22 protein-coding genes are annotated in these 20,707 nt (G+C 75.5%); 13 read left to right on the forward strand and 9 right to left on the reverse strand.

Annotated features, from left to right (window positions below):
• Positions 1–2: 2 nt before the first annotated feature.
• From leuC to GA0070558_RS01145, 4 genes are all read left to right on the forward strand, one after another.
• The gene (gene leuC, locus GA0070558_RS01130; protein WP_091274506.1) at positions 3–1,445 is read left to right on the forward strand and encodes a 3-isopropylmalate dehydratase large subunit; all 1,443 of its coding nucleotides are present in this window, start codon (positions 3–5) and stop codon (positions 1,443–1,445) included.
• Between the two features lie 16 nt (positions 1,446–1,461).
• On the forward strand, positions 1,462–2,049 hold the full coding sequence (gene leuD, locus GA0070558_RS01135) for a 3-isopropylmalate dehydratase small subunit (protein ID WP_091274509.1): 588 nt from the start codon (positions 1,462–1,464) through the stop codon (positions 2,047–2,049).
• 172 nt (positions 2,050–2,221) lie between these two features.
• Positions 2,222–2,944 carry an HU family DNA-binding protein gene (locus tag GA0070558_RS01140; RefSeq protein WP_176734052.1) on the forward strand — a complete coding sequence of 241 codons (723 nt, stop codon included), beginning with the start codon at positions 2,222–2,224 and terminating at the stop codon, positions 2,942–2,944.
• Between the two features lie 210 nt (positions 2,945–3,154).
• Entirely contained in the window at positions 3,155–5,179 is a 2,025-nt protein-coding gene (locus tag GA0070558_RS01145) for an endonuclease/exonuclease/phosphatase family protein (protein ID WP_091274522.1), read from the forward strand.
• 121 nt (positions 5,180–5,300) lie between these two features.
• On the opposite strand, the gene GA0070558_RS01150 is transcribed toward GA0070558_RS01145, so the two are convergent.
• The 4 genes from GA0070558_RS01150 to cofC are packed head-to-tail and all read right to left on the reverse strand — an operon-like array spanning position 5,301 to position 9,590.
• Positions 5,301–6,179: an NUDIX hydrolase gene (locus GA0070558_RS01150; RefSeq protein WP_077936597.1), complete on the reverse strand. Its 879-nt coding sequence runs from the start codon at positions 6,177–6,179 to the stop codon at positions 5,301–5,303.
• Positions 6,180–6,194: 15 nt separating this feature from the next.
• Positions 6,195–8,675 (reverse strand): RNA degradosome polyphosphate kinase, encoded by a 2,481-nt coding sequence (locus tag GA0070558_RS01155; protein ID WP_091274525.1) that lies wholly within the window; start codon positions 8,673–8,675, stop codon positions 6,195–6,197.
• A gap of 53 nt (positions 8,676–8,728) precedes the next feature.
• Positions 8,729–8,926: a cold-shock protein gene (locus GA0070558_RS01160; RefSeq protein WP_091274528.1), complete on the reverse strand. Its 198-nt coding sequence runs from the start codon at positions 8,924–8,926 to the stop codon at positions 8,729–8,731.
• 31 nt (positions 8,927–8,957) lie between these two features.
• Positions 8,958–9,590, reverse strand: a complete 633-nt coding sequence (gene cofC / locus GA0070558_RS01165; RefSeq protein ID WP_091274531.1) for a 2-phospho-L-lactate guanylyltransferase — start codon at positions 9,588–9,590, stop codon at positions 8,958–8,960.
• Between the two features lie 123 nt (positions 9,591–9,713).
• Between cofC and GA0070558_RS01170 the strand changes: the two genes are divergently transcribed.
• The 4 genes from GA0070558_RS01170 to GA0070558_RS01185 are packed head-to-tail and all read left to right on the forward strand — an operon-like array spanning position 9,714 to position 13,452.
• Entirely contained in the window at positions 9,714–10,460 is a 747-nt protein-coding gene (locus GA0070558_RS01170; RefSeq protein ID WP_091274533.1) for a lysophospholipid acyltransferase family protein, read from the forward strand.
• Entirely contained in the window at positions 10,457–11,464 is a 1,008-nt protein-coding gene (locus tag GA0070558_RS01175) for an NAD(P)H-dependent glycerol-3-phosphate dehydrogenase (protein ID WP_077936620.1), read from the forward strand. The genes GA0070558_RS01170 and GA0070558_RS01175 overlap by 4 nt, the downstream gene beginning before the upstream one ends.
• A gap of 55 nt (positions 11,465–11,519) precedes the next feature.
• A complete protein-coding gene (locus tag GA0070558_RS01180) occupies positions 11,520–12,647 on the forward strand; it encodes a cystathionine gamma-lyase (protein WP_077936621.1) in 1,128 nt (375 codons plus the stop codon).
• A gap of 52 nt (positions 12,648–12,699) precedes the next feature.
• Entirely contained in the window at positions 12,700–13,452 is a 753-nt protein-coding gene (locus GA0070558_RS01185) for a putative protein N(5)-glutamine methyltransferase (RefSeq protein WP_091274536.1), read from the forward strand.
• Positions 13,453–13,620: 168 nt separating this feature from the next.
• On the opposite strand, the gene GA0070558_RS01190 is transcribed toward GA0070558_RS01185, so the two are convergent.
• Together GA0070558_RS01190 and GA0070558_RS01195 are read right to left on the reverse strand one after the other, a co-directional pair.
• A complete protein-coding gene (locus GA0070558_RS01190; protein ID WP_043962297.1) occupies positions 13,621–13,833 on the reverse strand; it encodes a DUF397 domain-containing protein in 213 nt (70 codons plus the stop codon).
• A 3-nt stretch (positions 13,834–13,836) separates the two neighbouring features.
• A complete protein-coding gene (locus GA0070558_RS01195) occupies positions 13,837–14,682 on the reverse strand; it encodes a helix-turn-helix domain-containing protein (RefSeq protein ID WP_043962299.1) in 846 nt (281 codons plus the stop codon).
• Between the two features lie 228 nt (positions 14,683–14,910).
• On the opposite strand from GA0070558_RS01195, the gene GA0070558_RS01200 reads away from it, so the two are divergent.
• The 3 genes from GA0070558_RS01200 (at position 14,911) to GA0070558_RS01210 (ending at position 16,627) form a co-directional block, all read left to right on the forward strand.
• The gene (locus GA0070558_RS01200) at positions 14,911–15,114 is read left to right on the forward strand and encodes a hypothetical protein (RefSeq protein WP_043962300.1); all 204 of its coding nucleotides are present in this window, start codon (positions 14,911–14,913) and stop codon (positions 15,112–15,114) included.
• Complete coding sequence (locus GA0070558_RS01205; RefSeq protein WP_043962301.1) at positions 15,111–15,326, forward strand: hypothetical protein; 216 nt, start codon at positions 15,111–15,113, stop codon at positions 15,324–15,326. Before GA0070558_RS01200 ends, GA0070558_RS01205 begins: the two co-directional genes overlap by 4 nt.
• Before the next feature lie 203 nt (positions 15,327–15,529).
• Positions 15,530–16,627, forward strand: a complete 1,098-nt coding sequence (locus GA0070558_RS01210) for a D-alanine--D-alanine ligase family protein (protein ID WP_077936601.1) — start codon at positions 15,530–15,532, stop codon at positions 16,625–16,627.
• Positions 16,628–16,727: 100 nt separating this feature from the next.
• Here the strand turns inward: GA0070558_RS01210 and GA0070558_RS01215 are convergent, their stop codons facing one another.
• Positions 16,728–17,354, reverse strand: a complete 627-nt coding sequence (locus tag GA0070558_RS01215; protein WP_091274796.1) for a DUF3515 family protein — start codon at positions 17,352–17,354, stop codon at positions 16,728–16,730.
• A gap of 9 nt (positions 17,355–17,363) precedes the next feature.
• Positions 17,364–17,597 (reverse strand): Lrp/AsnC ligand binding domain-containing protein, encoded by a 234-nt coding sequence (locus tag GA0070558_RS01220; protein ID WP_043962303.1) that lies wholly within the window; start codon positions 17,595–17,597, stop codon positions 17,364–17,366.
• A 248-nt stretch (positions 17,598–17,845) separates the two neighbouring features.
• Between GA0070558_RS01220 and GA0070558_RS01225 the strand changes: the two genes are divergently transcribed.
• Positions 17,846–18,784, forward strand: a complete 939-nt coding sequence (locus GA0070558_RS01225) for a thiamine-phosphate kinase (protein WP_091274539.1) — start codon at positions 17,846–17,848, stop codon at positions 18,782–18,784.
• 30 nt (positions 18,785–18,814) lie between these two features.
• The gene (locus GA0070558_RS01230) at positions 18,815–19,282 is read left to right on the forward strand and encodes a GNAT family N-acetyltransferase (RefSeq protein ID WP_091274542.1); all 468 of its coding nucleotides are present in this window, start codon (positions 18,815–18,817) and stop codon (positions 19,280–19,282) included.
• Between the two features lie 110 nt (positions 19,283–19,392).
• Here GA0070558_RS01230 and GA0070558_RS01235 read toward each other — a convergent pair whose 3' ends face one another.
• Entirely contained in the window at positions 19,393–20,682 is a 1,290-nt protein-coding gene (locus GA0070558_RS01235; RefSeq protein WP_091274545.1) for an ATP-grasp domain-containing protein, read from the reverse strand.
• Positions 20,683–20,707 lie beyond the last annotated feature (25 nt).

A 20,707-nucleotide genomic window follows, 5' to 3' on the forward strand; every position in this document is an offset into this window, starting at 1 on the left:
AGATGGTGGGAGACACTCGACCGAGGACCCTGGCCGAGAAGGTCTGGGGCGCGCACGTCGTCCGGTCCGCCGACGGTGAACCGGACCTGCTCTACATCGACCTGCACCTGCTGCACGAGGTCACCAGCCCGCAGGCCTTCGACGGCCTGCGGCTCGCCGGCCGCCGCGTGCGCCGCACCGACCTCACGCTCGCGACCGAGGACCACAACACCCCCACGGGGTACGCCGACCCGGCGTTCTCGCAGCGGCGCGGCGACCTGCTCACGATCGCGGACCCCACCTCCCGCACCCAGATCGAGACGCTGCGCCGCAACTGCGCCGAGTTCGGCGTGCGGCTGCACCCGCTCGGCGACGCCAACCAGGGCATCGTGCACGTCATCGGCCCGCAGCTCGGCGTCACCCAGCCCGGCATGACGATCGTCTGTGGCGATTCCCACACCGCCACCCACGGCGCCTTCGGCGCGCTCGCGTTCGGCATCGGCACCAGCGAGGTCGAGCACGTGCTGGCCACCCAGACGCTGCCGCAGGCCCGCCCGAAGACGATGGCCGTGAACGTCACCGGCCAGCTCGGCCCCGGCGTCACCGCCAAGGACCTGGTGCTCGCCCTCATCGCCCAGGTCGGCACCGGCGGTGGCCGCGGCCACATCGTGGAGTACCGGGGCGAGGCGATCCGCGCGCTCTCCATGGAGGGGCGGATGACCGTCGCCAACATGTCGATCGAGTGGGGCGCCAAGGCCGGCATGATCGCGCCGGACGAGACCACCTTCGCGTACCTCAAGGGGCGGCCGAACGCGCCCCAGGGGGCCGACTGGGACGCGGCGGTGGAGTACTGGCGGAGCCTGCCCACCGACGAGGGCGCGACGTTCGACGCCGAGGTGACCCTCGACGCGACCCGGATCACGCCGTTCGTCACCTGGGGCACGAACCCGGGCCAGGGTGCGCCGCTGGGCGCGGCCGTCCCCGATCCGGAGGAGTTCGCCGGCGAGTCCGAGCGGGCCGCCGCCCGCCGCGCGCTGGAGTACATGGACCTCACCCCCGGAACTCCGCTGCGCGACCTCTCCGTCGACGTGGTCTTCGTCGGCTCCTGCACCAACGGCCGCCTGGAGGACCTCCGCGCCGCCGCCGACGTGCTGCGCGGACACACGGTCGCCGACGGCGTACGGATGCTCGTGGTGCCCGGCTCGGCCGCCGTCCGGGAGGCCGCCGAGGCCGAGGGGCTGGACAAGGTCTTCACCGACGCCGGGGCCGAGTGGCGGTTCGCCGGCTGCTCGATGTGCCTGGGCATGAACCCGGACACGCTCGCCCCGGGTGAGCGTTCCGCCTCGACCTCCAACCGCAACTTCGAGGGCCGCCAGGGCCGGGGCGGACGCACCCACCTGGTGTCGCCGCCGGTCGCCGCCGCCACCGCCGTGGTCGGCCGGCTCGCCGCCCCCGCAGACCTGTAGAAGGGCAGCCGCACAGATGGACAAGTTCACCGTGCACACCGGCACCGCCGTGCCGCTGCGCCGTTCCAACGTGGACACGGATCAGATCATCCCCGCCGTGTACCTCAAGCGGGTGACCCGGACGGGATTCGCCGACGGGCTCTTCAACGCGTGGCGGGAGGACCCTTCATTCGTGTTGAACGATGCCGCGTATTCGGGTGCGTCGATTCTTGTGGCGGGCCCGGAGTTCGGCACGGGGTCCTCCCGGGAGCACGCCGTGTGGGCGCTGCGCGACTGGGGGTTCAAGGCGGTGGTCTCGCCCCGGTTCGGCGACATCTTCCGCGGCAATGCCCTCAAGGAGGGTCTGCTGCCGGTCGAGTTGGAATTGCGGGCCGTCGAGGAGTTGTGGTCCCTCGTCGAGTCCGACCCGACCACCCCGGTCACCGTCGACCTGGCGTCCCGTGAGGTCCGGGCCGGGGACGCCACCTGGTCCTTCCCCCTCGACGACTTCAGCCGCTGGCGGCTGATGGAGGGGTTGGATGACATTGGACTCACTCTTCGGCACGAGCCCGACATCACCTCCTACGAGCGCGGCCGGAGGCCGTTCCTGCCCTCCGTGGCATAGCCGTACGCCCGATCCCGCATCGGTTTCCGCCCCCACCGGCCTCGCCGGTGGGGGCGAATCCGTTACGACACAAGGGCTTTTTTCCACCGAATGTTTGTGTCCAGGCAGCACAGGGCATACCGTGCGCGCAGAATGGCTCGCGTCGAGTCAGTTGCACAATCGGGAGGAAGTCGTGAACAAGGCCGAGCTCATCGAGGCGCTCGCCGTTCGCCTGGGGGACCGGAAGACGGCGACGGCCGCGCTCGACGCGGTCCTCGCTGAGGTCCAGGCGGCGGTCACCAAGGGCGAGAAGGTGGCGATCACCGGATTCGGAGCGTTCGAGAAGCGCGTCCGGGGTGCGCGAACAGCGCGCAACCCGCGTACCGGCGAGGCGGTGAAGGTCAAGAAGACATCCGTCCCGACCTTCCGGGCCGGCGCCGGTTTCAAGGAGATGGTGGCCAGCGGGAAGGTGCCGAAGGCCACGGTGGCGGCGAAGAAGACCGCCACGGCCGCCACCAAGGCGACGACCGCCAAGGCCACCACGGCCAAGGCGGCCGGGACCAAGGCCACCACGGCCAAGGCCACCACCGCGAAGGCGGCCGGTGCCAAGGCCACCGGGGCGAAGGCCACCGCGGCCAAGGCGGCCGGGGCCAAGGCGACGGGGGCGAAGGCCACCACCGCGAAGGCCACCACCGCGACGAAGAAGGCCGCCCCGGCGAAGGCGACCAAGACGACGGCGGCCAAGACCGCCACCAAGAAGGCCGCCCCGGCGAAGAAGTCGGCGGCGGCGACCAAGTCGACCGCGGCGAAGAAGACCACCACGGCGTCGGCCAAGAGCACCACGGCCAAGAGCACGGCGGCCAAGAAGGCGCCGGCGAAGAAGTCCCCGGCCAAGAAGGCGGCCACCAAGCGCTGACCGGCCGGCACCGTCCCGCGGGGCGCCCACCCGAACGGTGTGCGCCCCGCGGCGTGTGGGGCCCATGGCGTGTGCTGCCCGGAGGGTGGTTGCCGGTGCCGGGCGGTGCGACCGGTCGCCGTCGCGGGATGGGCGAGCCGACCGTTGACCGGCGGCGTGCCCCGCGCGGAGAATCGCCGAACCCCTCAAACGGTCGGCGAAAGGCAGCCCGTGCGCTACCGCCACCTCAGCACCGCCGCGCTCGCCCTCGGCATCGTCGTGCTCACCGACGTGCTGCGGGTCTTCCTCCCGTCGGTCATCACCATCTTCGGGCAGGCCGCGACCACCCCCGCCGAGCTGCTCGGCGCGTTCGCGCTGGGCTGGTTCGTGCTCGCGCTCGCGTTCCCGCCGCTGGTCCGCCGGCTCGGGGCGCGGCCCGTCACGCTCGCCGCCGCCGTCGCGCTGGGCGGCGCGCGGCTCGCCCTCACCGCCGCACCGGGCGGCCGTACGCAGCTCTGGCTGGCCACCGTCGGCCTCCTCGCCGGACTGCTCTGGCTGGCCGGCACCGCCGCCACCACGGGCCGGCCGGTGCCGGGGCTGGCGCTGGGCATCGCCCTCGGCGCGGTCGTGCACGCGGTGCTCGGCACGTACGACCTGGTCTGGCGGGGTGGCCCGGTCGGGTGGGCCGGCAGCGTGGCCCTCGTGGCGGTGTTCCTGGTCGCCGCGGCCCGTCCCGCGCGGCCGGCGGAACCGGGCGCGGCCCGCGCGTGGCTGCTCGCCGGCCCGGCGTTGCTGTTGACCGGCCTCGTGGCGCTCTCCCCGGCGGTGGCCGCGACGGCCGCCTCCTACTGGCGCGGCCCCGGCGGCGGGCTCTCCTGGCCACCGGAACCCGGCGACGTGCCCGCTCTGCCGGCCTGGGCGGTCGGCATCTTCCTGCTCGCCGCGCTGGCCCGGCCGCCCCGGGGGCGCTGGCGGGTGGCCGGCCCGCTGGCGCTGGTGGTCGGCGCGGTGCTGTTCGCCACCCGCGACGCCGGGCTGCTGGGGCCGGCGGTCGTGCTGACCGCCGCCGGCACGGGTGCCTGCCTCGCCCTCGCCGACGCCGTGCCGCCCGCCGCGTCACCCGGTGCCGCCGTGCCGCCCGTCGCCGCCGTGCCGCCTGCCGGTGCCGCGCCGCCCGTCGTCGCCGCGCCGCCCGTCGTCGCCGCGCCGCCCGCCGGTGCCGCGCCGTCCGCTGTCCCGTCGACTGCCGCCGCGTCGTCCACCCCCGGGGTCGCGCCGGGCCGGCCCGGCCTCGCGGCGGTGCTCGGCATGCTGCTCTTCGCCGTCGCCGCCGTCGGCTACTACGCCGCCTACGACCTCGGCTACCCCAACGCCGCCGTGCCGGTCGCGATGGCCGGCCTCGTCGCCGCCGTGGCCCTCGGTGGGCCCCGGCGGGCGACGTCCACGCCGCCCCGACGGTGGGTTCGGGGAACCGCCGCGGCCTGCGGCCTCGTCGTGCTCGTCGCGACGGGACTGCCGTCGGGCGCTTTCGCCCCGCTGCGGCCCGGCACGCCCCCGGCGGCGGTCCGGGTGGTGGCCTACAACATCCGGATGGGGTTCGGACTGGACGGTCGCTTCGACCCCGACGGGCTCGCCCGGGTGGTCGCGCGCGAGCGCCCCGACATCGTGGTCCTCGGCGAGGTGGACCGGGGCTGGCTGCTCAACGGTGGCCACGACACCCTCGCCCTGCTCGCGGCGCGGCTGCGCATGCCGTACGTCTTCGCGCCCGCCGCCGATCCGCTCTGGGGCGACGCGGTCCTCGGCCGGTTCCCCCTGACGGCGGCCCGCAGCGAGCGGCTGGCCGCGGTGGGCGCGCCCACCGGAGCCCAGGCACTCGGCGTCACCGTGGACCTCGGCGGCGGCGTACGCCTCGCGGTGGTCGCCACCCACCTGCAGCCGCCGCCGGGGCGGGAGCCCGTGGCGCAGGCCCGCGCGGTGGCGGGCTTCGCCCTCCGGTACGCCGCCGGACTGCCTCTCGTGGTCGCCGGTGACCTCAACACCGAGCCGGGCGCCCCGGGCTATGCGGAGTTCACCCGTGCGGGGCTGGTGGACGCCCTCGCCTCGGCCCGGCCCCTGCCAACCAGCCCGGCGGACGAGCCGCGCGAACAGATCGACCACGTGCTGGTCTCGGCGGGCATGCGCGCCGCCGACCCGGTGGCACCCCGCAGCACCGCCAGCGACCACCTCCCGGTCGCGGTGACCCTGGCCCTGCCGTGACGCCCGTCCGCCCTGCCCCGCCCTGGCCCTGCCGTGACGCCCGCCCGCTGCGTCGGGCTGCGGGTGTGGGTGGTGAGAGGGGAACCCTTCTCTACCGTATGCGTTAAGAAGGGGCCCTTCCTTACCAGCGGTCGGCGGCGAGGAGGCGGTCGGCGGCGAAGGCGAGCAGCCAGCCGCCGCCCTTTTCGGTGGTGAAGTCGCCGGCGCGGCCGGTGAGGCGTTCCAGCGCGCCGGGCATCACCTTGCCCTGGCTGCACGCCCCGGCCGCGCCCCCGGCGGCGGCCAGCTCGGCCAGGCAGGCGGCGGCGGCCAGCGCCCGCTCGTGCGGGTCCTGGCCGGGCCGCGGCTCGTCCAGGTCACCGGTCACCTCGACCGGCAGGTCGAGCAGGGCGGCGGCCGGGTCGAGGGTCTGCACGCAGCGGCGGGCGGACGCGGACAGCAGCCGGGTCGGGCGGACCAGCGCCACCAGGGGCGCGAGGGCGTGCGCCTGGGCCCAGCCGGTGGCGTCGAGCGGCCGGGCGGAGTCCGGCCCGGACCAGGTGCCGCGCTGGCCGGCCTGCGCGTGCCGGACCAGGGCCACCGTCGCGGTGACCGGCGGGAGGGCGGCGAACGCGGTCAGCACCTCGGCGTCGTGCGGGTAGCTGACCAGGCGGGCGGCCTCCCCGACGGGCAGCCACCGGATGTCGTCGACCTCGGTGTCGGGCTGGAAGCCGCCCGTGTCGACGGCCCGCATCGACCAGTAGTCGACGACCTTCGGCCGGCCCTCGCTGCGGTAGCGCACGGTGGGCAGCCGCACCTGCGGCACCGCCCGCACGTCGGCCTCCTCGGCGACCTCCCGCACGGCGGCCAGCAGCGGGTGCTCGCCCGGCTCCAGCTTGCCCTTCGGCAGCGACCAGTCGCCGTAGCGGGGGCGGTGCACGAGGCAGACCAGCACGCCGCCATCGGCCTGCCGCCAGGCCACCCCGCCCGCCGCCCGGATCACGCGTTCCCCCTCCGGCATCCGCTCAGCCTAGGCTCATCCGGCCGTGCCGCCGACCCGGCGCAGCAGCAGGTCCTGCAGATGGGTCGGCAGGGCCTGCTCCGCGCCGGTGCGCCGGGTCCAGGAGCCGTCGCCGTGCAGCTCGAACGCCTCCACGTCGGGGCTGAACGCGGCGGTGAGCACGTGGTCCAGCTCGGCGCGGGCCACCGGGTCGCTCACCTGCACCAGCGCCTCCACCCGGCGGTCCAGGTTGCGGTGCATCAGGTCGGCCGAGCCCATCCAGAACTCGGCGGAGCCGTTGTTGCCGAAGCGGAAGATCCGGGAGTGCTCCAGGAACCGGCCGAGGATCGAGCGGACCCGGATGTTCTCCGACAGCCCCGGCACCCCGGGGCGCAGCGTGCACATGCCCCGGATCAGCAGGTCCACGTGCACCCCGGCCCGGGACGCCCGATAGAGCGCGTCGGTGACCTCCTCGTCGACCAGCGAGTTGACCTTGAACTGGACCAGCCCGGGCATGCCGAGCCGGACGTGGCTGATCTCCCGCTCGATCCGCTCGATGAGCCCCCGCCGGATGCCCTGCGGCGCCACCAGCAACCGCCGGTACGCGGTCTGCCGGCTGTAGCCGGTCAGCACGTTGAACAGGTCCGTCAGGTCCGCGCCGATCTCCGGGTCGGCGGTGAGCATGCCGAAGTCCTCGTACAGCCGGGCGGTCTTCGGGTGGTAGTTGCCGGTGCCGATGTGGCAGTACCGGCGGATCTGGTTGCCCTCCTGGCGCACGACCAGGGCGGTCTTGCAGTGCGTCTTGAGGCCGACCAGGCCGTAGACGACGTGGCAGCCCGCGCGCTCCAGGGTGCGCGCCCAGCCGATGTTGGCGACCTCGTCGAAGCGGGCCTTCAGCTCCACCAGCACCACCACCTGCTTGCCGGCGGCGGCGGCGTCGACCAGCGCGTCGACGATGGGGGAGTCCCCGCTGGTGCGGTAGAGGGTCTGCTTGATGGCCAGCACGTCCGGGTCGGCGGCGGCCTGCTCCACGAAGCGCTGCACGCTGGTCGCGAACGAGTGGTACGGGTGGTGCACCAGCACGTCGCCGTCGCGCAGGGTGGCGAAGACGCTGCGCGGCACCTCGCCCTCGGTGAGCCGGGGATGGGTGGCCGGCACGAACGGCGGGTCCTTCAGGTCGGGGCGGTCGGCGTCGCCGTAGAGCTGCCACAGCGCCGACAGGTCGAGCAGGCCGCGTACCCGCAGCACGTCGTGGCTGTCCATGTCCAGCTCGCGGACGAGCAGCTCCAGCATGTGGTCGGAGATCGAGGCGGCGACCTCCAGGCGCACGGGCGGGCCGAAGCGGCGGCGGGCCAGCTCCCGCTCCAGGGCCTGCAGGAGGTCCTCGTCGCGGTCCTCGTCGACCTCCACCTCGGCGTTGCGGGTGACCCGGAACAGGTGGCACTCGACGACCTGCATGCCGGAGAAGAGCTGCCCCAGGTGCACCGAGATCAGCTCCTCGACCGGGAGCACCCGCACCCCGGGGGACTCCCGGTCGACCCGGACGAAGCGCGGCACGTTGTTCGGCACCTTGACCCGGGCGAACAGCTCCGAGCCGCCGTCGGGGTCGCGGACCGCGACGGCCAGGTTCAGTGACCGCCCGGAGATGTACGGGAACGGGTGCGCCGGGTCGACCGCGAGCGGCGTGAGCACGGGGAAGATGTGTTCCCGGAAGTAGGTGCGCAGCCGTTCCCGCTCGGGCGCGTCCAGGTCCGTCCACCGCAGGATGCGGATGTCCTCGGCGGCGAGCTTCGGCAGCACGTCGTCGACGAAGCAGGAGGCGTGCCGGCCGACCAGCTCGGCGGTCCGCTCGCCGATCCGCTCCAGCTGGGTACGCAGCGGCAGCCGGTCCCCGCCGCGCACCGGCAGCCCGGCGGACTGGCGGCGCTTCAGGCCGGCGACCCGGACCATGTAGAACTCGTCGAGGTTGCTGGCGAAGATCGCCAGGAACTTGGCCCGCTCCAGCAGCGGCGTGCGCGGGTCCTCGGCCAGGGCGAGCACCCTGGCGTTGAAGTCGAGCCAGGACAGCTCCCGGTTGAGGAACCGGTCCTCGGGCAGCGGCACCGGCGGCGCGGGCTCGTCGTCCGTCAGGGGGTCGACGTCGAGCACCTCCTCCAGCCCGCCGGACGCCGCCGCCCGACCCGGTGGGGCCGTCGTCGGGTCGGCGGCTTCCGGTGCGCCCAGGGCCGCCGCCCGTGCGCCCATGACCGCTGCCGGTTCGCCCCCGGTCGTTCCGGCGGGTTCGGCCGGTTCGGTCGTTCTGGCCGGTTCGGCCGCATCGGCCGCCTCCGGCGTGTCGCGTGGGCGGAACCGGCCGTCGGCGCCGCGCCGGTGGGACCCGTTGCGCCGGCTCGCCGGCTCGCCGGGCGCGGGTCGGTCGTCGGCGGGCGCGGGTCGGTCGTGGCCGGGCGCGGGGCCGTCGCCGGCGGGTCGGTGGTCGGCGGCCGGGCCGGTGGGGTGCTCGCGAGGGGTGCTCACCCGCTCATAATGTCCCGGAACGGGTTAACGCAAAATGAACTTGGGTGGGGAGCTCACGGCATCGTCGGCAACGTCACCCGGACGATCTCCCCGGCGGCGTCGGTCTCGACCCGGACCCGCTGGCCCAGCCGCAGCAGCCGCAGGCCGGAGGCGTCGAAGGCCCGCGCCGGGAACGTCAGCTCGGTGCCGTCGTCGAGCAACAGCATGCCGCTGCGCGTCGCCGCGTCGTAGGTGGCCACGGTGCCCTGCATGCCAGCACCGTACACCGGTGCCGGCGGGGGCTCAGCCCGCGCCGGTGAGGGCGGCGGTGTGCGGCCCGGGCCCGAGCCGGGCGGCGGCGGCCAGGTCGGCCGCGGTGTCGACGTCCCGACGCAGGGTGGGCCAGTCGCCGGCCAGCGGCAGCGCCCCGCCCGCCTCGTGCGCCGCGGCCGAGCCGACCCCGAACCGGGGGTCCAGCGGCACGCCGGGCGGCGCGGCGAGCAGCACCGTGCCGGTCCCCGGGGTGTCGGCCACGAACCGGCGTACCCCCGGCGGGCCGGCGGCGATCGCGCGCAGCGCGGCGGTCAGTTCGGCCGGGCGCAGCGCCGGCAGGTCCGCTGTGAGCCCGGCCACCCACCCGCCGCCGCCGGCCGCGACCGCCGCGCCGAGCCGGAAGGCCGCGTTCAGGCCGGCGTCCGGCGGGTCCGGCACGACCCGCACGCCGGCCGCGCGGACGGCCGCCGCCACGCGGGCGTCGCGGGTGACGACCACCACCCCGGCGACCGCCGGGCACGCCCGCACCGCGGCGACCGTGTCGGCCGCCAGGGCCAGCGCCAGCTCCTCGTGGGGTACGCCCGGCAGCGCCCCCCGCAGCCGGCTCTTCGCCACGCCGAGGCGCTTCACCGGCACCACCACAGTCCAGGTCCGCTGCCGCACGGCACAATCCTGCCAGTCACCCCGGCGGTACCCTCACTGGCCGTACCGGGGGCGAGCAGGCATGATTTCGCTGCGGGCGGCACGGGCGGGTGCGGCGTGGGGTCGGGGCTACGAGGAGGCAGGGTGACGCGGCGCAGGCTGGGGTTCTGGCAACGGTTCGCCGTGGTGCTGGTCAAGCCCGTCATGACGGTCTGGACCCGGCGCACCTGGCGGGGCATGGAGCACCTGCGCCACGACGGCGGCATCATCATCGTCCCCAACCACCTCTCGCACGCCGACCCGCTGGTCTCCGCGCACTTCGTCTACGACGCCGGGCGCTGGCCGAGGTTCCTCGGCAAGGCCAGCGTCTTCCGGGTGCCGGTGGTGGGCTGGATCCTGCACCGCTGCCTCCAGATCCCCGTCGAGCGCGGCACGGTCGACGCCGTCAAGTCCCTGGACGCCCTCGTCGCCGCCCTGCGCGAGGACGGCGCGGTGGTGATCTACCCGGAGGGCACCACCACCCGGGAACCCGGCCTGTGGCCGATGAGGGGCAAGACCGGGGCCGCCCGGCTGGCGCTGGCCACCGGCGCACCGGTGATCCCGGTCGCCATGTGGGGGCCGGAGCGGCTCTTCGACCCCCGCAACAACCGGCTGGGCCTGCGGCCCCGCATCCCGGTGACCGTCGTCGCCGGGCCGCCCGTCGACCTGAGCCGCTGGGCCGGCTCCACGCCCACCAAGGCCACCCTGGAAGAGATGACCGACACCATCATGCTGCGCCTGCGCGACCAGCTCGCCGAGATCCGGGGCGGGACGCCGCCTCCGCTGTGGGAACGACCGGCGCGGGCCGCCGGGGCCGCCCGCCCGACGCGGGGGCGGGAGGACGCGGCGTGACCGGCCACGTGGCGGTGCTGGGGGCCGGGTCGTGGGGGACCGCCTTCGCCAAGATCCTTGCCGACGCCGGGCGGGACGTGACGATCTGGGCCCGGCGGCAGCCGGTGGCCGAAGCGATCCGGCTGCGCCGGCACAACCCGGAATACCTCCCCGACCTGCGGCTGCCCGACCGGGTCACCGGCACCGGCAGCGCCGCCGAGGCGATCCGGGGCGCGGAGATCGTGGTGCTCGCGGTGCCGTCGCAGACGCTGCGCGGCAACCTCGCCGAGTGGGTCGGCGACCTGCACCCGGACGCGACCCTGGTGTCCCTGATGAAGGGCATCGAGCTGGGCACCACCAAGCGGATGAGCGAGGTGATCGTGGAGACCGCCCGGGTCACCCCGGACCGGGTGGTCGTCGTCTCCGGCCCCAACCTCGCCCCCGAGATCGCCGCCGAGCAGCCCGCCGCCACCGTGGTCGCCGGCACCGACGACCGCCGCGCCCAGCTCGTCCAGGCGTCGATCCGTACGCCCTACTTCCGGCCGTACACCAACGACGACGTGATCGGCTGCGAGCTGGGCGGGGCGGTGAAGAACGTGATCGCCCTCGCGTACGGCATCGCCACCGCGATGGGCTTCGGCGACAACACCCGGGCGATGCTGATGACCCGGGGGCTCGCCGAGACCGCCCGCCTCGGGGTGGCCCTCGGCGCGGACCCGATCACCTTCGCCGGCCTGGCCGGGATGGGCGACCTCGTGGCGTCCTGCTCGTCGCCGCTGGCCCGTAACCGCACCTTCGGCGAGCACCTGGGCCGGGGCGAGACCCTGGAGCAGGCCCAGGCGGCCACCCGGCAGACCGCCGAGGGCGTGAAGAGCTGCCTGGCGATCCGGGACCTGGCCCGCGCCCACGGGGTGGAGATGCCGATCACCGAGCAGATCGAGCGGATCTGCCACGAGGGGATGGACCCCCGGCTCGCCGTCGATGCGCTGATGAGCCGCACCGCCAAGCCCGAGTCGTACGAGTGAGGCGGCCCGCGTGACGACCCCCGGCACCGACGGCGAAAGCACCGACGGCGAACGCATCGGCACCGACAGCGCCGACGGCGACGGCACCCGGTGCGTGCGGGCCGGCCTGCCCGAGCCCGCCCCGGGGCAGCCGTTCCTGCCCGGCCCGGTCTTCGCCGCGCCCTACCACCTCGACCCACGGCAGGGCCCGGCGGCGACGCCGAACGGGTACGGCCGCCCCGACAACCCGACCCGGCGGCTGCTGGAGGCGGCCATCGGCGAGCTGGAGGGCGGCGACGTGCGCGTCTTCGCCAGCGGGCAGGCGGCGATCACCGGCCTGCTGCTGGCCGTGCTGCGCCCCGGCGACACGGTGGTGCTCCCCGCCGACGGCTACTTCCCGGTGCGGGCGTTCGCCACCGACACCCTCGCCGGGATCGGCGTGCGGGTGCTGTTCGCGCCGACCGCCGGGCCGTACCCGTCGTTCGCCGGGGTGCGGCTGGTGCTGCTGGAGTCGCCGGCCAACCCCGGCCTGGACGTCGCCGACGTGCCGGCCCTGGCCGCCGCCGCGCACGCCGCCGGGGCCCTGGTGGCGGTGGACAACACCACGGCCACCCCGCTCGGCCAGCGCCCGCTGGACCTCGGCGCCGACGTGGTCGTCGCCTCCGGCACGAAGGCCCTGACCGGCCACTCCGACCTGCTGCTCGGGTACGTGGCGACCCGTTCCGCCGGGCTGCTCGACCCGGTCACCGCCTGGCGCACCATGACCGGGGCGGTGCCGGGGGCGTTCGACGCGTGGCTGGCGCACCGCTCCCTGGCCACGCTGGACCTGCGGCTGGCCCGGCAGAGCGCCAACGCCGAGGCGCTCGCCCGGCTGCTCGCCGGCCGCCCCGACGTCACCGGCGTGCGCTGGCCGGGGCTGCCGGGCGACCCGGCGTACGCGCTGGCGTCGGCCCAGCTGCGTCGGATGCCCGGGGTGCTGTCGTTCGACCTCGGTGACGCCGAGCGGGTGGCCCGCTTCCTCACCGCGTCCCGGCTGGTGGCCGCCGCCACGTCGTTCGGCGGGCTGCACACCACCGCCGACCGGCGGGCGCAGTGGGGCGACGACACGCCGCCCGGGTTCGTCCGGCTCTCCTGCGGCGTGGAGGACACCGCCGACCTGGTCGCCGACGTCACCGCCGCCCTGCAAGGAAGGGCCCCCTGTTAACGCATACGGTCGAGAAGGGTCCCCTTCTCACGCTCAGTCCACGGACGCGCTCGTGTCGCGGCTGCGCGCCGCCGGCTGCGTCTTCGCCGAGGAGGAGGCGGAGTTGCTCGCCGCCGCCGCCGACACTCCCGAGCGGCTCGCCGACCTGGTCGAGCGGCGGGTCGCCGGCCTGCCGCTGGAGCACCTGCTCGGCTGGGCCGAGTTCTGCGACCTGCGGGTCGGCGTCGACCCGGGCGTGTTCGTGCCGCGGGCGCGTACCGCGTTGCTGGTGTCGGCCGCCGCGGCGGTCACCGGGCCCGGCGCGGCCGTGCTGGACCTGTGCTGCGGGTCCGGTGCCGCGGCGCTGGTGCTCGCCGGGCGGCTGCGTCCCCGCTGGCTGGCCGCCGCCGACCTCGACCCGGCCGCCGTGGCGTGCGCCCGGCGCAACCTCGCCCACCTCGGCGTGCCCGTCTACCAGGGCGACCTGTACGAGCCGGTGCCGACCGAATGGCGGGGCCGGCTCGACCTGATCGTGGCCAACGCCCCGTACGTGCCGACGGAGGCGGTGGCGCTCATGCCGCCCGAGGCGCGGTTGCACGAGGCGCCGGTGGCGCTCGACGGAGGGTCGGACGGGCTGGCCGTGCTGCGCCGGGTGGCGCGGGGGGCGGTGCACTGGCTGGCGCCGGGCGGGCACCTGGCCGTGGAGGCCGGCGCCGGGCAGGTCGAGGCGCTGTGCGCCGCGCTGGCCGACCTCGGGTTGACGCCGTCCGTGGCGTACGACGAGGAGCTGGACGCGACCGCGGTGACCGCCCGCCGGCCCGGCTGACCTCGGCGGACCGCGCCCCGGTGCCCCGGCTGGGCCGGGGTGCCGGCGCGCCGGCACGAGGTGGTGGCCCACCCGCCGGCCGGCGGTGCGGACCGGACGGCGGGTGGACCACGACGGTGGCCGCGCGGGCCGGCCGGGACGGGACCCCCCGGCCGGCCCGCGCGGCGGTCAGGGGCGCCGGGAGGTGAGGGGCGGCGCGGCGGCGAACGCGGCCCACGCGGTCGGCGGGAAGAGCAGCGCCGGGCCCGTCGGGTCCTTCGAGTCGCGGACGGCCACCGCGCCGGGTACGACCGCCATCTCCACGCAGGCTCCCTCGTCGCCGCTGCGGCTGCTCTTGCGCCATCGCGCCGTGGCGAGGGCCGCGCTCGTCGTCGGGGTCATGTTCTACCGTCCTTTCAGGAGTCGGAGGAGCTGGTCCCGGGTGGCCGCGGGGCTGAGTGCGACCGTCCGCAGGTGCTCCATGATCTTGGTGCAGGTACGCAGGTCACCGGGCCGGTCGAGGACCATCTGGCCGGCGACCGTTTCCACCGACGCGATGTGCGGGTCCTCCGGGTCGGGGAACTCCAGGATGTGCAGCGAACCCCGGGTGCCCCGGTGGTAGCCGGCGGACAGGGGGATCACCTGGACCGTGATGTTGGGCAGCTCGGCCATCTTGAGCAGGTGGTGCAGCTGCGCCTCCATCACGGCCTGGCCGCCCACGGGGCGCAGCAGGGCGCCCTCGTCGATGATCGCGTCGAGGATCGCCGGATCGTCTCCGGTGATCCGCTGCTGCCGGTCGAGTCGCAGGTGGACCCGCTGCTCGACCTGCTCGTCGCTGAGGGTGTGCGGGCCGCCCCGCATCACCCCCCGGATGTAGTCCGCGGTCTGGAGCAGGCCGGGCACCACCGACGGCTCGAAGTTGGCGATGCCGGTGGCCTCGGCCTCGAGCGCGATGAAGTCGATGGTCCGCCGGTCCAGCAGGTACGAATAGGAAACCCACCAGCCGGGCTTGCGGGCGTCCTTGGCGAGCTGGACGGCGGCGGCGAGCTCGTCGGCGCCCACCCCGTAGAGGGTGAGCAGGGCGCGCACCGTGGCGGGGCTGATCAGCGTCTGGGCGTTCTCGTACCGGGACAGGGTGCTCCGGGTGCTGTTGATCTCGTCGGCGGCGGCTTCGAGGGTGAGGCCGGCCGCCTCCCGGTGCGTACGCAGCGCGATGCCGAGCCGTCGGGCCCGGGCCGTCTTCGGTGCCATGCGTCGATGGTGACATACATGGCCGGGAGTGTGCACATGAGAGAACGGCGATGAGAGTTGCATTCACGCCAGTCCACATGTCAACCTGTGACCAGTTCCTCGCTGCCGGTTGTCGTGGCGACGGCGGTGGTGAGTGACCGGAGGGGATGGGGCGCGTGGCGATCGGGTTTTCTCCCCCGTACCCGATCGCCGCGTGCCGCCACCCGGGATGCACCGGAAGGGAATCGGATGACGGTGACCGCCTGCTGGCCCCGGGTGTCGCGGTGCCGCTGGTGCGCACACCCCGTGCTGCGCGACAACGACGACGCGTGGATCCACGCCCACCTGGCGTACGTCTGCCGGGACCGCTCCGGCGGGTTGGCGGCGACCACCGCGGAGCCGGAGGGGTCGCCCGGTCGGGCGGCGTGGGGTGCTGCGGGAGGCCGGCGGTGACCCGGTTCCTGGTGGTGCTCACCGACGTCCGCCCGGTGGACGACGTGCGCCGCGACGAGCGGCAGGCCCCCGAGCGGCGACGGCAGGTCGTCGGGGCGAGCAGCCGGGAGGCGGCCGACCGGATCGCCGGCGCGTTCATGGCGCTGGGCATGGTGCGGGCCGGGCGGCAGCGGGTGAAGGTGATCGCCGTCGGCCGCCGCTACGGCCTCTGACGCGCCGCCTGCCGCCCGCCCGGGAGCCGCTGTCCGGCGTGGTGTGATTACGCAGCGTATATGCACTGTTGACCGGTTGCGCGGTGCTGCCGCTTCTCCCCGGGTATCAACTCCGTTGTCCGGCCACGCACAGTAAGGTCATCCGGGTGAGCGCCACCGGCGAGCACCACGAGCCTCGCAGTCGCGAACGAAAGGGTGACCGAGTGACCACCCCAGGCAAGACCCGTGTGGCCCTCGTCTTCGGCGGCCGCAGCCCCGAGCACGGCATCTCCTGCGTCAGCGCCGGCAGCGTGCTCAGCGCGCTCGACCCGGACGAGTTCGAGGTGGTCCCCGTGGGCATCACCCGCGCCGGCAAGTGGGTGCTGACCAGCGGCGACCCGGCCCAGCTGGCGATCAGCGCCCGGCGGCTGCCGGAGATCACCGCCGAGGCCGGCGCCGACCTCGTGCTGCGGGCCGACCCCACCGGCAACGGGCTGCTGGTGCTCGACCCCGCCGAGGGGCCCCGGGTGCTCGCCGACGTCGACGTGGTCTTCCCCGTGCTGCACGGCGCGTACGGCGAGGACGGCACCATCCAGGGCATGCTGGAGATGGCCGGCATCCCCTACGTCGGGGCGAACGTCTTCGCCTCCGCCGCCGCGATGGACAAGGAGTTCACCAAGAAGCTCTGCGCCGCCGAGGGCATCCCCGTCGGCCCGTACGCGGTGCTGCGCAGCGGGGTCACCCTGTCCGAGGAGGACAAGCAGCGGCTCGGGCTGCCCGTCTTCGTCAAGCCGTCCCGGGCCGGCTCGTCGTTCGGCATCACGAAGGTCGACGACTGGGCCGACCTGGAGGCCGCCGTCGCCACGGCCCGGGAGATCGACCCGAAGGTGCTGGTCGAGGGCGCGATCGTCGGCCGGGAGGTCGAGTGCGGCGTGCTGGAGGGCGAGGCCGGGGGCGGCGCGGAGGCGTCCGTCCTGGCCGAGGTGCGGGCCGGCGGCGACCACGACTGGTACGACTTCGAGGCGAAATATCTCTCCGAGCCCGAGTACGACCTGCCGGCCACCCTGCCCGACCACGTCACCCGGCAGGTCCAGGACTACGCCGTCCGGGCTTTCGCCGCCCTGGACTGCGCCGGGCTGGCCCGGGTCGACTTCTTCGTCACCCCGGACCTGGACGTCTACCTCAACGAGATCAACACGATGCCCGGCTTCACCCCGACGTCGATGTTCCCGCTGATGTGGGCCGCCTCCGGGCTGGAGTATCCGAAGCTGGTCAACCGACTGATCCGCACCGCCCAGCGGCGCGGCGTCGGCCTGCACTGAACGCGCGCAGCCGCCGGGGCGACCGGCAGGCGCGGCCGACGGCGGTGGCCGGTCAGCCGCCGCAGCCGGTGAGGACCGGCCAGCCGGCGGGGGCTGCTGGTCAGCCGGTGCAGCCGCCGGGGGCGTCGCCGCCCGAGGGCACCGAGGCGATCACCACGTCGGAGATGGGGCTGACCCACTGCAGGGCCGCCCCGTACGTGCGGGGCACGGTTACCCGCACCGCCGTCTCCCGGTCCAGCGTGGTGAGCACGGTCGCGTCCGGGCCCTCGGCCGCGTACCAGCAGACCTTGTTGACGACCCAGATGTCGTCGGTGTCGCCCGGCTCCGGCTCGGCGCCGCCGCAGGCGATGGTGAGCGCCGGGTCGCCGTACGCGGCGTTCTGCTCGGGGCCGGCGGTGACCGGCCGCTGGGCCAGGTCGCGCACGGTCGGCGGGAGCTGCGACGTCAGCGCGCGGCACACCGTGGCGGGCCGCTCGGCCAGCCGGGGGGCGGCCATCTCGACCGGCGCGGTGGACCGCGGCCCGGCGCTGGTCGCCGCCGGGCCCGGCTCGGCGGCCGGGGCGTCCGGGGTCAGCTTGGCGAAGGTGAACCCGGCCACGGCCACGGTGACCGGCACCGCGACCAGCGTGGCCAGCAGCGCCGCGCTGCGGTTGGCCCGATCCCGGCGCGGCGCGCCGGCGTCGTCGCTCGTGCCCGCCCCGGCGGGGGACTCGGAGGAGGAAGTGATCTCGTCCACTTACAGGCGCACCACCGAACACGTGAGGGTGCGGGTGATGCCGGGCACCATCTGCACGTTGCTGACGATGAGCTTGCCGAGCTCGTCGACCGTGTTGGCCTCGGTGAGCACGACCACGTCGTACGGCCCGGTGACGGCGTCGACCCGCACCACGCCGGGAAGGTCGCCGATCAGGCCGGCCACGTCACGCGCCCGACCCACCTCTGTCTGGATGAGGATGTACGCCTGTACCACGACTCGACCTCCGTCCGTCGCCGCCGCTGGGCGGCCCGAAGGGTGAAACTACCTTACGGACCAGGTCTGATCCCTATCGGTGGCCAAGGAGAAGCGGTGAGCGAGCGCGACGGGCGCGACGGCGGGCGGGGCGCGGGACGATCCCGCGGCCACGGCAGGCGGGACGCGGAACGATCCCGGGTTCACGGCAGCCGGGGCGCGGGGCCGTCCCGGGTCCACGGTGGGCACGGGCGCGGCGGGGAGCGGGCATGAGCGTGACCGGAATCGGCGAGTTCGGGTTGATCGACCGGGTCACCGCCCGGCTGCCCCAGGGGGCGTCCTGCCTGCTCGGGCCCGGCGACGACGGGGCGGTGCTGGCCGCGCCGGACGCCCGGGTGGTCGCCTCCACCGACGTGCTCGTCGAGGGGCGGCACTTCCGCCGGGACTGGTCCGCCGCCCGCGACGTCGGGCACCGGGCGGCGGCGGCCAACCTGGCCGACATCGCGGCGATGGGCGCCACCCCGACCGCCCTGCTGGTGGCCCTGTGCATGCCGGCGGACCTCGACCCGGCCTGGGCCGAGGAGCTGGCCGACGGGCTCGGGGCCGAGGCCGCCACCGTGGGCGCGAGCGTGGTCGGCGGCGACATGTCGGCGAGCCCCACGCTCACGATCGCCGTCACCGCCCTGGGCGACCTGGGCGGCCGGTCCCCGGTCGTCCGCTCGGGGGCCCGCCCGGGGCACGTCGTGGCGCTCGCCGGCCGCAGCGGGTACGCCGCCGCCGGCTACACCGTGCTGTCCCGGGGCTTCCGCACGCCGAAGCTCCTGGTCGAGGCGTACCGGCGGCCCCAGGTGCCGTACGCGGCCGGGCCCCACGCCGCCCGGCTCGGGGCCACCGCCATGATCGACGTCTCGGACGGGCTGCTGGCCGACCTCGGGCACGTGGCCCGCGCCAGCGGGGTCGGCATCGACGTGCGGCGGGACGCCTTCGAGGTGCCCCGGCAGATGCGCGACGCCGCCCAGGCGCTGGGGGTCGACCCGTACTCCTGGATCCTCGCTGGCGGCGACGACCACGCGCTGGCGGCCACGTTCCCCCCGGCGGTGGCGCTGCCCGACCCGTGGCGGATCGTCGGCCGGGTGACGGAGGGCACCGGCGTGACCGTCGACGGCGATGCGTACGACGGCCCGACCGGCTGGGACCACTTCCGGTAGGGGACCGGCCGGCGACGTACCCTTTCCCCCGTGAGCGAGATCGAGATCCGCGCGGCCCGCTTCGACTCCCCGGAGGCCCAGGAGCTCATCCGGGCCGCCCTGGCGGACCTGGGCCGACGGTACGGGGGCAGCGGCGACGACACCCCGGTCGACGCCGCCGAGTTCGTGCCGCCGCACGGCGCGTTCCTGGTGGCCTACCTCGCCGGCGAGCCGGTCGGGTGCGGGGGCTGGCGCAGCCACGGCGACGACGGGGAGACCGCCGAGCTGAAGCGCATGTACACCAGCCCGCAGGCGCGGGGCCGGGGCGTGGCCCGGGCGGTGCTCGCCGCCGTCGAGCGGTCCGCCCGCGAGCACGGGCGCAAGCAGCTCGTCCTGGAGTGCGGCGACAAGCAGCCCGAGGCGATCACCATGTACAGCACGGCCGGCTACGAGCGCATCCCGAACTTCGGCTTCTACCGGGACCACCCGGGCTGCCTCTCCTTCGGCCGCACCCTCTGACCGAGCCGCTGCCCGCCGTGCCCTGGCCGGCCCGCGCCCCGGTCGTCGGGGTGGCTGCGCGGCGGCGGCCCGTGCCCTGGTCGGCTGGGCGGCTGCGCGGCGGCGGCCCGTCAGGCGACGGTGACGCGGATCTCGGCGGCGGCGGCGCGGGCGGCCCGCTCGGCCTCGGCCGGGTCGACGCCCCAGGCCAGCACGTGCCCGCTGCGCCGGCCCGACGACGTGACCGGCGCGACGGTCGCGCCGACGGCGGTGTCGAGCTGCACCTCCAGCACCCCGGGCACCCGGCGGGCCGGCCGCAGCCCCTCGACGCCGGTGACGGTGCCCGGGTCGGCGAGCAGGAACTCCACCGCCGCCGCCCCGGTCGGCCGGGTCGGCAGCGCCGGCCGCTCGCCGCGCAACACCCGCAGGTACGCGTCGATGAAGCCGAACTCGTAGCCGATCGAGATCAGCGCGGTGATCATGTCACCGGGCAGCCGGGCGGCGCACTCCACCAGGTGTGGCACGCCGCCCGCCTCGGCCGGCTCCGTGCCGGGGCGCGGGCCGACGACGATCCACTCGCTGTGCAGCACCCCGGTGCGGAACCCGGCGGCGGCGCACAGCCGCCCCGCCGCGTCGAGCAGGTCGCGGCGGACCGCCCCGGGCAGCGCCGACGGGACGGTGTGCCCCGTCTCGACCGGCAGGGGACCGGGCAGCACCCGCTTGTCGGTGACGTTGCCGAAGATCACCTCGCCGTCGGCGACGAGCAGCTCGACGCTGTGCTCCCGGCCGTCGAGCACCTGCTCGGCGAGGACCTGCGTGGGCAGCCCCCGGTCGGTGGCCTCCGGCGGGGCCTCGGGGGCCGCGGTGGCCGCCCAGGCGGCCGGGATCTCGGCCGGGTCGGCGACCAGCCGCACCCCGAGACTGCCCGAGCGCCGGGTCGGCTTGAGCACGCAGCGGCCGCCGTGCCGGCGCGCGAACTCGACCGCCTCCGCCGGCCCGCCCACCAGCTCGTACGCCGGGTTCGGCAGCCCGGCGTCGGCGGCGAGCAGCCGCATCCGGTGCTTGTCGGAGAAGACGTCGGCGGCCTCCGCCCCGGCACCGGGCAGGCCGAGGCGGGTGGCGAGGCGGGCGGCGGCGCCCACGGCGTACTCCAGGCCCGGCATGACGAGGCGGGCCCTGGCCAGATCGGGCTCGCGGGCGAGCAGCGCGTCCGCGTCGAAGCCCGTCTGGTATTCGGCCGGCACGACCCGGGCCAGGACGGACAGCCGCCCGACCAGTTCGTCGATGCCACGCCGGCTGATCACGTCGGGCTCCTCGACGACGACCACGCTGCCCGCCGGCAGCTCCTCGTCGAACCAGCGCAGGGTGCCCAGCGAGGCCCCGACGACGATCATCTCGGCGGGGCCCAGGTCCAGGTCCAACGGTGCCTCCGTGCTGCGTACGCGG

The organism is Micromonospora haikouensis (assembly GCF_900091595.1).
GTDB lineage: Bacteria > Actinomycetota > Actinomycetes > Mycobacteriales > Micromonosporaceae > Micromonospora > Micromonospora haikouensis.

Excerpts from the sequence above, each read along its gene's own strand:
- leuC (WP_091274506.1), top strand. The coding sequence starts at position 3 with ATGGTGGGAGACACTCGACCGAGGACCCTGGCCGAGAAGGTCTGGGGC.
- leuD (WP_091274509.1), top strand. The coding sequence starts at position 1,462 with ATGGACAAGTTCACCGTGCACACCGGCACCGCCGTGCCGCTGCGCCGT.
- GA0070558_RS01150 (WP_077936597.1), bottom strand. The coding sequence starts at position 6,179 with ATGCCGGAGGGGGAACGCGTGATCCGGGCGGCGGGCGGGGTGGCCTGG.
- GA0070558_RS01160 (WP_091274528.1), bottom strand. The coding sequence starts at position 8,926 with ATGCAGGGCACCGTGGCCACCTACGACGCGGCGACGCGCAGCGGCATG.
- GA0070558_RS01190 (WP_043962297.1), bottom strand. The coding sequence starts at position 13,833 with ATGACCCCGACGACGAGCGCGGCCCTCGCCACGGCGCGATGGCGCAAG.
- GA0070558_RS01195 (WP_043962299.1), bottom strand. The coding sequence starts at position 14,682 with ATGGCACCGAAGACGGCCCGGGCCCGACGGCTCGGCATCGCGCTGCGT.
- GA0070558_RS01200 (WP_043962300.1), top strand. The coding sequence starts at position 14,911 with ATGACGGTGACCGCCTGCTGGCCCCGGGTGTCGCGGTGCCGCTGGTGC.
- GA0070558_RS01225 (WP_091274539.1), top strand. The coding sequence starts at position 17,846 with ATGAGCGTGACCGGAATCGGCGAGTTCGGGTTGATCGACCGGGTCACC.